Origin of the sequence: Lentilitoribacter sp. Alg239-R112 (assembly GCF_900537175.1) — a bacterium.
Classification (GTDB): Bacteria; Pseudomonadota; Alphaproteobacteria; order Rhizobiales; family Rhizobiaceae; genus Lentilitoribacter.
Genome location: NZ_LS999833.1, coordinates 379638 through 391441, shown reverse-complemented (window position 1 = coordinate 391441; position 11804 = coordinate 379638). Strand labels below are relative to the sequence as shown.

The 11804-nt window shown below is 43.3% G+C and carries 11 protein-coding genes and 1 pseudogene; 8 read left to right on the top strand and 4 right to left on the bottom strand.

Annotated features, from left to right (window positions below; genetic code table 11):
• Window positions 1-127: 127 nt before the first annotated feature.
• The 8 genes from G3W54_RS02245 to G3W54_RS02210 all read left to right on the top strand — a co-directional run bounded on the left by G3W54_RS02245 (window position 128) and on the right by G3W54_RS02210 (window position 8716).
• Window positions 128-928, top strand: a complete 801-nt coding sequence (locus G3W54_RS02245) for a DeoR/GlpR family DNA-binding transcription regulator (protein WP_162651522.1) — start codon at window positions 128-130, stop codon at window positions 926-928.
• Window positions 929-963: 35 nt separating this feature from the next.
• Entirely contained in the window at window positions 964-1953 is a 990-nt protein-coding gene (gene rhaS / locus G3W54_RS02240; RefSeq protein ID WP_162651521.1) for a rhamnose ABC transporter substrate-binding protein, read from the top strand.
• A gap of 87 nt (window positions 1954-2040) precedes the next feature.
• The gene (locus G3W54_RS02235) at window positions 2041-3549 is read left to right on the top strand and encodes a sugar ABC transporter ATP-binding protein (protein ID WP_162651520.1); all 1509 of its coding nucleotides are present in this window, start codon (window positions 2041-2043) and stop codon (window positions 3547-3549) included.
• Window positions 3546-4526, top strand: coding sequence for an ABC transporter permease (locus G3W54_RS02230; RefSeq protein ID WP_162651519.1), 981 nt, complete (start codon window positions 3546-3548; stop codon window positions 4524-4526). Before G3W54_RS02235 ends, G3W54_RS02230 begins: the two co-directional genes overlap by 4 nt.
• A complete protein-coding gene (locus G3W54_RS02225; protein ID WP_162651518.1) occupies window positions 4523-5527 on the top strand; it encodes an ABC transporter permease in 1005 nt (334 codons plus the stop codon). The genes G3W54_RS02230 and G3W54_RS02225 overlap by 4 nt, the downstream gene beginning before the upstream one ends.
• Before the next feature lie 2 nt (window positions 5528-5529).
• A complete protein-coding gene (gene rhaM / locus G3W54_RS02220; protein WP_174244235.1) occupies window positions 5530-5850 on the top strand; it encodes an L-rhamnose mutarotase in 321 nt (106 codons plus the stop codon).
• Between the two features lie 5 nt (window positions 5851-5855).
• The gene (locus G3W54_RS02215; RefSeq protein WP_162651516.1) at window positions 5856-7247 is read left to right on the top strand and encodes an FGGY-family carbohydrate kinase; all 1392 of its coding nucleotides are present in this window, start codon (window positions 5856-5858) and stop codon (window positions 7245-7247) included.
• A gap of 470 nt (window positions 7248-7717) precedes the next feature.
• The gene (locus G3W54_RS02210) at window positions 7718-8716 is read left to right on the top strand and encodes an alcohol dehydrogenase catalytic domain-containing protein (protein ID WP_162651515.1); all 999 of its coding nucleotides are present in this window, start codon (window positions 7718-7720) and stop codon (window positions 8714-8716) included.
• A 311-nt stretch (window positions 8717-9027) separates the two neighbouring features.
• On the opposite strand, the pseudogene G3W54_RS02205 reads toward G3W54_RS02210, so the two are convergent.
• The 4 genes and pseudogenes from G3W54_RS02205 to G3W54_RS02190 form a co-directional block, all read right to left on the bottom strand.
• Window positions 9028-9180 (bottom strand): annotated as a pseudogene (locus tag G3W54_RS02205) (IS6 family transposase); the annotation flags it as partial.
• 64 nt (window positions 9181-9244) lie between these two features.
• Entirely contained in the window at window positions 9245-9955 is a 711-nt protein-coding gene (locus tag G3W54_RS02200) for an RraA family protein (protein WP_162651514.1), read from the bottom strand.
• Between the two features lie 8 nt (window positions 9956-9963).
• On the bottom strand, window positions 9964-10659 hold the full coding sequence (locus G3W54_RS02195) for an alpha/beta hydrolase (RefSeq protein ID WP_162651513.1): 696 nt from the start codon (window positions 10657-10659) through the stop codon (window positions 9964-9966).
• A 5-nt stretch (window positions 10660-10664) separates the two neighbouring features.
• Window positions 10665-11801, bottom strand: a complete 1137-nt coding sequence (locus G3W54_RS02190) for a cobalamin-independent methionine synthase II family protein (protein ID WP_162651512.1) — start codon at window positions 11799-11801, stop codon at window positions 10665-10667.
• Window positions 11802-11804 lie beyond the last annotated feature (3 nt).

The following is an 11804-nucleotide window of genomic DNA, read 5'->3' as shown; positions in this document are numbered from 1 at the left end:
GATAGCTTTGAATTGTCAATCATAAACAATCACAAATGGTCATAATGTCTCAATACTTGAACTTTTTTGATTGTTTATGATTGACAATTTTTGGTTTTGATGAAACCTTAATGCTGGGAGAACAAGCATGCATGAAAATGAGCGCCATAGAATTATTCTGTCTTTTGTAGAAGAGAAGCCCGTTGCTACTGTGTCTGAACTGGTCGCTTTAACCGAATCTTCTGAAGCGACAATTCGTCGGGACATTGCAACACTGCATATGCAAAAGAAGCTGCGACGGGTACGCGGAGGTGCTGAATCAATCAATCCGCCGCAATTTGTTGGGCTTGCTGGACGCACTTATTCTGTCAACGAGGGAATAAACGTTAGCAAAAAGCGAGCAATCGCGAATGCTGCTGTTCAATTATGTGATGATGGTGATGCTATTATTATTAATGGCGGCACGACAACATCGCAGATGGTTCATCCGCTTGCGGCAAAACGTATGCAGATCTTCACCAATTCGTTTCCGATTGCAGAACATCTACTAAACCATTCAAAAAATACAATCATGCTTTCAGGCGGAATTATCTACCGCGAGCAAAACATTATTCTAAGCCCGTTTGAAAATGATGTGACACGAAACTTCTATGCAAAACGCATGTTCATGGGTGCGCAAGGCATTTGCGCGCAGGGTTTAATGGAAGCAGATCCGCTTATCATTCAAGCTGAAGAGAAGCTTATCAATCAGTCAGAAGAATTAATCGTTCTCGCTGATTCAGCAAAATTCAAAACCCGCTCGAGCCTCATTCTATGTGCTTTGGAGCGAATAACGACAATTATTACAGACGATAGTATTCGAGATGAAGATCGCACAATGCTGGAGGATGCAGGTGTAGATCTTATTATCGCGAAGGAAACTGCGCAAATGCAGCAAGTTGCGGGTTAGCAGCCCGCCTTAGACATTAACTGGAGGAAACTTAAATGAATATCTTTAAAAAACTAGCCGTTACGACAGCTATTGCGGTCACATTGGCTGCAACCCCTTCTTTGGCAGCTGAGCGTATTGCGCTTGTTGTTAAATCACTTGGCAACGGATTCTTTGATGCAGCTGCCAAAGGGGCTGAAAAAGCAGCTACAGAACTTGGAGATGTGGAAGTTATATATACTGGACCGACAGCGGCAACAGCAGAAGGGCAAATTGAGATTGTGAACTCATTGATCGCTCAGAATGTTGACGCAATTGCGATCTCTTCTAACGATCCTGATGCATTGGTTCCCGCACTTAAGAAAGCAATGGATCGAGGTATTAAAGTAATTTCTTGGGATTCAGGCGTTGCTCAAGATGGGCGCATGGTTCATCTCAATCCATCAGATACCGGATTGATTGGTGAAACAATCATCAAACTTGCAGCCGATTATCTGCCAGACGGTGGTGATGTTGCTATTCTTTCAGCTTCATCAACCGCAACAAACCAAAACGCATGGATTGATGCTGCGAAGGAAATTCTTCCCACTAAATTCCCAAATATCAACTTGGTATCTGTTGTTTATGGTGATGATGATTCCGTTAAAAGCACCAATGAAGCAAAAGGGCTCATTGCTAATCATCCTGACCTTAAAGCGATTATCGCACCAACAACAGTTGGTGTTGTCGCGGCAGCTCAAGTCGTTACTGACATGGACTTAATCGGTAAAGTGAACGTTACAGGTTTGGCGCTTCCATCTGAGTTTAAGAAGTTCATTGATAATGGTTCATCAAAAGCTGTGGCGCTTTGGAACCCGATTGATCTTGGTTATTCAGCGGTACAGATCTCTCACCAGTTGATCAAAGGTGCAAAGGCCGAGGCCGGTGCAACTTTTTCTCTTGGTTCAGTTGGAGAAATTACGCTTGATGATACTGGTTCTGCTGCTATGGCCGCACCATTCCAGTTTGATGCGTCAAACATCGAAGAGTTCTCAAAAATCTACTAGTAGATTTTAAATCTTCAGAGGCAGCTTTTAGCTGCCTCATTTTGCGAAAATATCCATCCCACCTTTGGCGAATTCATCGAGCTCTCAATGCAAAACTCAGTGATAAAATTATCTGGTATTAGCAAGTCTTTTCCTGGGGTAAAGGCACTACAAAACGTTGAGCTTGAGCTTTACCGTGGACAAGTTACCGCCCTTATTGGTGAAAATGGCGCTGGTAAATCGACTTTGGTAAAAACTATGACCGGCATTTACCAACCTGATGAAGGTGAAATTTCAGTCAATGGCAAAGTAGTGGTTCTCGGATCTGCACATGATGCTTTTTCGCATGGCATTACAGCGATCCACCAAGAAACCGTTCTATTTGATGAGATGAGTGTCGCGGAAAATATTTACCTTGGACACACACCCAAAACAAAGTTTAAAACCATCGATTGGAAGAAGCTCTATTCTGATGCGACAAGCATACTTAATGACATTGGCGCTTCGCATATTGATGCTCATACCAAATTGAAAGAAATTTCAATAGCAAACAAACATCTGGTTGCCGTTGCACGCGCGCTTTCTGTTGACGCCGATATTGTCATTATGGACGAGCCAACAGCTGCGCTATCCCACAAGGAAATCGAAGATTTATTTAAGCTTGTCGACAAACTGAAAAGTGACGGCAAAGCCATTCTATTTATTTCTCATAAGTTTGATGAGATTTACAGAATTGCTGAGCGATATACCGTCTTTAGAGATGGTCAGATGGTTGGTTGTGGAATGCTCTCTGAAACCTCGCAAGATGAGATTGTACAAATGATGGTTGGACGATCTGTTGATCAAATCTTCCCCAAACGTAGCTCGTCCATTGGCGCCCCTGTGCTCCATGTTGAAAATTATAATCATCCGACCGAATTTGCCGACATCAATTTTGAGCTTAACAGGGGCGAGATACTTGGATTCTATGGTCTGGTTGGTGCTGGGCGCAGCGAGCTCATGCAGGCGTTATTTGGAATAACCAGGCCTTCATCAGGAACACTAACGATAGCTGGTGAAGAAATCACGCTTAAAGGACCTGCGGACGCGGTGAAAGCAGGCATAGTTTATTTACCAGAAGAGCGCGGTAAACAAGGTGTTGTGCTAGATTTGCCAATCGTAGAAAACATCTCACTTCCTTCTTTGCATACAACATCGCGAAACGGTTTTTTGAGAATGGCAAATGAGCTTGCTTTAGCGAGGAAATATGCGGAACGCCTTGACCTGCGCGCCGCGTCATTAAGCCAGCATGCCGGAACATTATCAGGTGGCAATCAACAGAAAGTCGTTATTGCAAAATGGCTAGCAGTTGAACCCAACATTATCATTCTGGATGAACCAACGAAGGGGGTCGATATCGGTTCCAAAGCAGCCGTTCATTTATTTATGGCGGAACTCGTTGCTGAAGGGTTAAGCGTCATTATGGTTTCATCTGAGATACCGGAGGTCATGGGAATGAGCGATCGTATCATTGTCATGCGTGATGGTTTGATAGCCGAAGTTTTTCAAAATGATGATAGTTTAACTGCAGAAACACTGATCCGCTCTGCTGCCGGTATTGAGGAGCAAGTCGCATGAAATCGCTCCATCGGCATCATGAATTCTGGCTGACGTTGATCATCGCTTTGATGGTGGTCGGCACAACATTGCGATCACCTGGTTTTATATCACACCAAAAAATGATTGAAATATTTAATGATAGCTCGATGCTCATCATCTTAGCGTTGGGGCAAATGGCTGTCATTTTAACAAGGTCCATCGATCTTTCCATGGCTTCAAACCTTGCCTTGTCAGGTATGATTGTTGCGCTAATTAATGCCGCATATCCTGAAGTACCTGTTCCCGTATTGATGTTAATCGCTACGAGTTGCGGGCTCATCATGGGTATTTTCAACGGTAGTCTTGTTTGGTGGCTTGGTATTCCTTCAATCGTCGTAACCCTAGGAACTTTAACCATTTATCGTGGAATTATTTTCGTATTGGCTGGCGGTAAATGGGTCAATGCTGATGCCTTTACTGAGAGTTTTATTCAGTATACGCGAGTTGAATTTTTGGGCATACCGGCATTGTCATGGTACGCAATTATTATTGTTCTGGCATTTTTCATTTTTATGACCCGCACGTCGGCGGGCAGGTCTATCTACGCAATCGGTATTAATCCTAGTGCCGCATTGTATACTGGTATCAACATCGGCAAAACGCAATTCATGACGTTTTGCATCTCTGGTGCCCTATCCGGATTTTGCGGATATTTGTGGGTATCACGTTATGTGATTGGATCCGTTGAAGTGGCTAAAGGTTATGAGCTGGTTGTTGTAGCAGCCTGCGTTATTGGGGGCATCTCAATTGCGGGCGGGGTTGGAACGGTTATTGGAACAGTTTTGGGTGCTCTATTCCTTGGATTTATCAGCAATGCACTGCCAGTGATTGGAGTATCCCCATTTTGGCAGATGGCTATCTCGGGCGGAGCGATCATTCTTGCGGTGATCATTAATGCAAGCAGCCAAAAACAGGGCAAGCGAATAATCTTGAAAGATCACGAGGTGCAATCATGAGTGATCTCAACCCTCAAACACGTCATATTGCAGATCAGCTTGAGAGCCCGCTAAAACTAGCTGTCTTTTCTTGGCCAAGCCTGTTGCTGATTGTCGCGATTGCTTTGTTTATTTTAAATACTCTCATGTCGCCTTATTTTTTGTCGGCATGGTCTTTGTCTGACGCAACATTTAACTTCACTGAAAAAGCCATCATCGCTTTTGCTATGGCACTTTTGATTATCTCAGGTGAAATCGATCTATCTGTCGCTGCAATCATCGCGCTCTCATCAACGATTATGGGATTGTGTCTGCAGCTCGGATTTGGAACGAGCGAACTTGTGTTGGTTGGCCTATTCGTCGGCGTTTTATGCGGAGCTTTCAACGGAACTCTTGTTGTAGGATTGGGCTTACCTTCAATTGTTGTTACGATTGGCACAATGTCATTTTTCCGAGGGATCTCATTTATTATCTTGGGAGATAAGGCATTTAACGGGTATCCAGCTGAATTCGCGTTTTTTGGCCAAGGTTATGTTTGGTGGGTGATCTCGTTTGAATTTGTGTTATTTCTGGTGGTTGCGCTGGCGTATTTCGTACTGTTGCATAAGACCAATTTTGGTCGTCAAATTTTTGTAATTGGCAATAATGCAACAGCCGCTCAATTCTCTGGTGTGCGGGTTAAACGCATCAAGTTCATTCTGTTTTGTCTGGTTGGGTTAATGTCTGGTGTTGCGGCGGTATTATTAACATCAAGACTTGGGTCAACGCGGCCATCTATTGCGCAAGGATGGGAGCTTGAAGTCATCACTATGGTCGTGTTGGGTGGCATATCTATTCTGGGTGGATCTGGTACAATTCAAGGTGTTTTCATTGCTGCATTTATTATGGGCCTCATTAGTTTTGGATTAGGATTGCTCAACATTCCAGGTATTGTAATGTCTATATTTATAGGAGCTTTGCTCATCTTTGTTATCGCGCTTCCAATTATCGCTGGCAAACTCAAAAGCAGGCTAAAAGCATGACAATGAAAGACGAAAAAATCGGCTTTAAGATGTACCTCAATAGGGGCATGGCCAAAGAATACAAAAAGCGTCATGATGAGATTTTTCCCGAACTTGTAACGCTTTTAAAGGCATCTGGCATTTCGGACTATTCTATATTTTTAGATGAAGAGACAAATATACTTTTCGGTGTTTTATGGCGAAGTAAGAACCATACAATGGCTGATTTACCCAATACAGATATCATGAAAAATTGGTGGGCGCATATGGCGGATATCATGACAACTAATGATCAAAACGAACCTATTGCAGAAGATTTAAAACTCGTATTTCATATGGACTGAATTGGATGGTGCAGAGATCTGTAATTGCAGTTATTGATATCGGAAAGACAAATGCTAAAGTAGCGTTGGTTGATAGGGATTTACTAACAGAAGTCGCGGTTGTTACTCAACCAAATCAAGTTTTACCAGCGCCGCCCTATCCACATTTTGATGTGGATAGTATCTATAAGTTCATTATTTCATCCCTTACAAAGTTTGCGACAGAGTTTGCTATAGTTGCCGTTTCGGTGACAACGCATGGCGCGTGTTGTGCGCTGATTGATGATAATGGTGAACTGGTTACACCTGTCATGGATTATGAGTTTGAAGGTCTTGAAAGTACCAGTGACGCGTATGATGAAATCCGCCCAGAATTTAGTGAAACAGGCTCACCCAGGCTCGCAGTTGGCCTAAATCTAGGTGCGCAAATATTCTGGCTGTTCAATAATTTTCCGGAAATTAAAATACGAACCAAACATATTGTTACCTATGCTCAATACTGGAGTTTTCAGTTAACCGGAATTTTAAGAAACGAGCTTACGTCGCTTGGTTGTCATACAGACCTGTGGGATCCCAACCAGAGCAAGTATTCGTCAATGGTTTGCAAACTTGGTTGGCTTGATAAGATGGCGCCTGTGGCGAAGGCAAATGAACAACTAGGGCCTGTTTTGCCTAAAGTTTCTTTACAAACTGGCTTACAACAGAATGTGCCTGTTTATTGCGGAATTCATGATTCAAATGCATCGTTGTTACCGCACTTAGTTATGGAAAAAGGACCGTTTTCTGTAGTGTCCACGGGAACCTGGGTTATTGCTATGGCTATTGACAGCGCGCAAACTGAACTTGATCCAAAGCGGGACACGTTGATAAATGTAAACGGCTTTGGTAACCCGGTGCCATCCGCTCGGTTCATGGGAGGCCGCGAGTTTGAAGTTCTAATGGCAAATCGCAAACATAAGTTCGAGCCTGAGGACGTAGAATTTATCTTACAAAATAACGTGATTCTATTGCCATCTGTTATGCAAAATTCCGGTCCTTTTCAGGGGCGGCAGCACCACTGGACTGTTGAGCCAGCAAGGTTAAGTGACGGTCAATATTATGTCGCGGTTTCATATTATCTTGCAATGATGACTGCTAGCTGTCTTTCCTTGATTGGAGGAAAAGGTAAGAAAATTGTTGAAGGACCATTCTCCAAAAACGAGCTTTACTGCGATATGTTGGCAACTGCGACGTCCTCTCCTGTACAGCCTTCCCGTGGTACAGGAACCAGCATCGGCGCTGCGATATTAACTTTAGAAAATTATAATTCATCGACTGCGTTAAGCCAGGAGCAATTTGAAACCTCTCAGTACCTTAAGAGCTATGCTGAGCGGTGGCTTCACATTGTTAAAGGGGATCGGCCACTGGTAATAAATTGACGTTTTCTCATCATGTGGGCAACCTCGATACCACCCAAGTATTGCTGATGCAGATTGAAAAGATTTGAAGCCTTTCACGGACGGGTTAACTTCTTGATGAAAGAGCGACCCCGTTCAATTATGTTATTGAGATATATGACTTGCAGGATGTCAATTAATCAGAACCATCCATCCATCCATCCATCCATCCATCCATCCATCCATCCATCCATCCATCCATGCAACAGCAGCAAAAGATTCATATTTTGTAATCCTGCAAGATTAGCACTACTCTTGTCTATCGCGATTTTTTGGCCAGCCGTTGTCTTTGATTATTCGAGCAAACAAATTGGTAGCTACGGCTTCATTGCTGTTGCTAAACCATGAAGTAAGGTTATTCAACTTGGCAATGCCTTTCCAAATGGTTACATTTAATCTGGACCAACGTGACAGAACAAACAATTCACAGCTATCTTAAGGACTGATGAGCAATGCGTGCAATAGTTTACACAGGTAAAAATGAAGTCTCCCTTTTGGAGCTTCCGGACCCAAAGCCGAATGAAGATGAAATTGTTGTTGATGTTCGCGCGAGTGGTATATGTGGCACGGACATTGAAGTCTTGCATGGCAATTATGGCTCGTCAGCATTCCCGGTTGTTCCGGGGCATGAATATACTGGTGTAATTTCAGATATTGGCTCCAATGTTAAAGGCTACCAATTAGGCGACAGGGTTGTAGTCGATCCCAATTTCGAATGTGGAAAATGCCGTGCTTGTTTAAATGGTCGGTCTAACCTTTGTGATGATTTGAAAGCGTATGGCGTTACACATCACGGCGGATTCGCAGAAAAAAGCGTTACAAAGAGTTCAGCCGTTCATTCTATCGGTGACTTGCCATTCGATGTGGCTGCGCTGGCTGAACCGATGGGATGTATATTAAATGGATTGGGAGCCGCGCGGGCTGAAACTGCCAACAACGCTATAATATTTGGTGCAGGCCCGATTGGTTTACTACTAGCAATTGGGATGCGTGTTTTGGGTGTCAAAGATATCACATTGGCAGACCTAAATGAAGATCGCTTAAATTTTTCAGAAAATATGGGATTCAAATCAATCATGTCTGGCAGTGGCGAACTAACGCAAATGCACCAAAGCTTTGATCTGGTCGCTGATGCGACTGGAGTTCCTGCTGTGGCAGAAAAATTGACACAATACATGGCTAATGGCGGAGTTGGTTTGTTCTTTGGTGTTTGCCCTACCAATGCGGACATCACCATCAAACCATTCGAGTTATTTCGACGTCAACTCAGTTTAGTCGGCTCTCATTCGCTCAACCATAATATTCCCAAGGCTTTGGATGTTATTCGCACATTTGGCAAGGATATTGGCCAATTAACCACACACAAAATGTCTTTAGAACAAGTAGCGGATGTCTTGAAAGGTAACACACCTAAGGACAGCATGAAGATTCAATGGAATAATATTAGTTGATGGATAATTTTTTCTGATTTAGGCGGGGCTTTTCAAATTGTACTACTTGGTTCTGCTTTGGAACAATTACCAGCTATGTTAAGCTATTTACCATCGCTTACAATGAGAAACTGAGAATTCTCTGCTATTAGGCTCCTTGTGAGATCGATGTTCAATATGAGGCATGAATTGACGATGTGCAGCACCCTAGGATCCCAGTACTATCAGTGCCCATCGGTTAGGGTACCAATCCAGAAGGTGCCATAACAAACGCTTGGCAGCTTACGGTGCAATCAGCAGATATAACTCGGCCGAACTTTATGCTCAGCGACAATGGTTTCATAGGAGAAGACAATCTCACGCTCAAGCAACATTTCCTCAACCAAACGAAGGCTCAATGGAAACCGAAAGTACAATCAAATGGCTCGTGCAATGATCTCGGGTTGAAAACGGGGATGTTTGTAACTGAGAGGTTCTTGGTTCATACAGCAGTTTCTAGAGCTGCAACCAATCCATCCCGTTAGCGGAAGTTTCTTGTGCTTAAATTAGTTATGTTCTTGCAGCTTCAAAACTAGCCCAGATGTGTTCGAACTCTTCAAATGTAATGCGCTTACCATAAGTAGGTTCTAAAACAATTTTTTCAGTTCTAAGTAGCTTATTAATTGCTGCTTCAAGACCTCCTATAACAGACTGAGGAATTACAATTGCGCCATGACGATCTGCATGTATAAGATCATTATCTCTAACTCGCATACCAAAGATTTCGACTGGCTCTCCTACCGTTTTAACATGAACAAAACCGTGACTGGGGCCAATCGAGCCGGCTATCACCGTGAAATTCTCTGCCATATCACCAAGATCACGCATGACGCCGTTTGTTAAGGCGCCAGACATTCCAAATGCTTTGTGTATATTCGTATTCACTTCACCCCAATAAGCACCAATTGCATGGGGGTAATCCATGTCCTCAATCACCGCTATGCTTGGAACCTCAACAAGCCCTTCTGTTACTGTAGACATATGTTTATAATAGGCCATTCGTCTTGCGCGGATAACATCTTTTGGCTCTTTCGGCGGTTCAGTTGCAGCTATCTGTGCTGTACGCGCATACCCAACGATCGCACTTGTATTTACGTTAGAACACAACATAGTCCCACGGGTAAAATCACTAAAACCGCGCTGGCCTTGCGCAACTTCAATTGCATTGCATACTGTCGGTGTATCAACAGACGTTAGTAATTTAAAAAGTTCAGGTGTCATTTTGTTCTCTATTTATGTTCGAGCCAAGCATCAAGTGCGTCATTGACTTTGCTCGGCTGTTCTAATGTTGGTAAGTGACCCGCATCATCAATAAACGTTAACTGCGAACCTTTGATCAAACTATGCATTAATTCATGTCGTTCTACCGGGCACAATAAATCCTCTCGCCCACCTAGTATGAGAGAGGGGATAGAAATATCTGCAAGAACGTTTTGATAATCTGGTCTATCACGTAGAGCTATTGATTGATTGACGAAAGCTTCGTTGCCCAATTTTTTTGCCATCGCCATACATAATTCAAGTATCGCTGGCTTTTGTGGACTATCGACTAGATAATTTGGTTTCATCTCATCGCGCATTACCTCAGTAAGACAGCCGTTTTTTACCTTCTGGATTTGTGGACCGCGACGTAGCTTAACATGTTCACTTTCAGCGATTGGATTTGTATCTAATAGAGCTAAGTGGGTGACACGCATACGTGCCTGTTTCACAACTTCCATCGCTACGATACCGCCCATGGAAAGTCCCAAAAGAGCAAATTTTGCAGGTGCTTTTTCTAAAACGTTTTTAGCTATTGCTTCGATAGATTGGTATTCATGAATTGGCAGAACGCGCACGTCATATTGCCCCCTAAGGTGGGCGGTCTGCGACGAAAATAATCTTTCATCGCACATCATTCCGGGTAACATGATCAGGGTTCTCAAAACTCTTATCCTTGCTGAGAGTTTATAAGTTTTACACCATCAGACATAGATTTTAGTTTGGCATATGCGATATCTGGGTCAACTGTGCCAAATCCTGCAAAAGTGCCGAACCCGCAATCAGATCCTGCAATGACACGATCAGCGCCAACTATATCGACAAAACGTTCGACACGTTGTGCCACAAGTTCGGGGTGCTCAACGAAGTTTGTTGTTGTGTCAAGCACACCTGGTACAAGCACTTTATCCTCTGGAATTTCATCCTTGCGATCACGAAAGACTGTCCACTCATGAGCATGACGTGGGTTTGATGTTTCAAACAAAATATATCTGGCTTTTGTTTTCATTAATGTTGGGAAAACCTTTTCCATATCTATATCGCAGACATGCGGTCCTTCATAGTTACCCCAGCAGATATGCAGCCGTACTTTTTCTTGTGGAACATCGCGTAGCGCGTAGTTGAGTGCCTCAACATGCATGTTTGCGATTTTGATAAACTCGTCGTCAGATAAGTCTGCAAACAACATGTGTCGTGAGAGTGCCAAATCAGGGCAATCAAGCTGTACATCTAATCCAGCAGCAACGATTGTTTCATATTCGGCCTTCATGACATCAGCCAGAGCTTCAAGATAAGCGGCACGATCAGCATAGTACTCATTCTGCAGGAAAAGTGAAATCACTCCGGGGGAGGCGGCATTCATAAAGCCGCGTTTAGCTCCGTGTTCAGCCATTGCGTTTTTCAGATTGTTGATATCTTTATTTAGTTCATCTTGGCCTTTAGATTTCACTTCGCCTGTGCATTTTGGTCGGGCGTATTGTGGTGTACCACCATCATCAGAAAGACGTTGTAAAAAGCCCGGAAAAAGCTTCAGATCACCTGGGGCATTGCGATCACTATCTCCAGAAAACCCGGTATAACGGTCCTTTACATAAGTTGCGTACGATATTTTTGAGGTTTCACCGTCAGAAACGATATCAACGCCAGCTTCCACTTGCCTGCGCACAGTCTCTGAGCATGCATTTGTCATACAGGCATCAAATTCTGCCTGATCAAATGATTTGTCATGTTCACGTGCAAAGATGAAATCAACAACGTCTTGAGTACGTGGTAATGAGCCGACATGCGTAGTCTTTACTTTGGTCATTTG

Coding starts and splice junctions, on each gene's coding strand:
- rhaS (WP_162651521.1), top strand. CDS start 964: ATGAATATCTTTAAAAAACTAGCCGTTACGACAGCTATTGCGGTCACA.
- G3W54_RS02210 (WP_162651515.1), top strand. CDS start 7,718: ATGCGTGCAATAGTTTACACAGGTAAAAATGAAGTCTCCCTTTTGGAG.
- G3W54_RS02235 (WP_162651520.1), top strand. CDS start 2,041: ATGCAAAACTCAGTGATAAAATTATCTGGTATTAGCAAGTCTTTTCCT.
- G3W54_RS02215 (WP_162651516.1), top strand. CDS start 5,856: ATGGTGCAGAGATCTGTAATTGCAGTTATTGATATCGGAAAGACAAAT.
- rhaM (WP_174244235.1), top strand. CDS start 5,530: ATGAAAGACGAAAAAATCGGCTTTAAGATGTACCTCAATAGGGGCATG.
- G3W54_RS02200 (WP_162651514.1), bottom strand. CDS start 9,955: ATGACACCTGAACTTTTTAAATTACTAACGTCTGTTGATACACCGACA.
- G3W54_RS02225 (WP_162651518.1), top strand. CDS start 4,523: ATGAGTGATCTCAACCCTCAAACACGTCATATTGCAGATCAGCTTGAG.
- G3W54_RS02230 (WP_162651519.1), top strand. CDS start 3,546: ATGAAATCGCTCCATCGGCATCATGAATTCTGGCTGACGTTGATCATC.
- G3W54_RS02245 (WP_162651522.1), top strand. CDS start 128: ATGCATGAAAATGAGCGCCATAGAATTATTCTGTCTTTTGTAGAAGAG.
- G3W54_RS02190 (WP_162651512.1), bottom strand. CDS start 11,801: ATGACCAAAGTAAAGACTACGCATGTCGGCTCATTACCACGTACTCAA.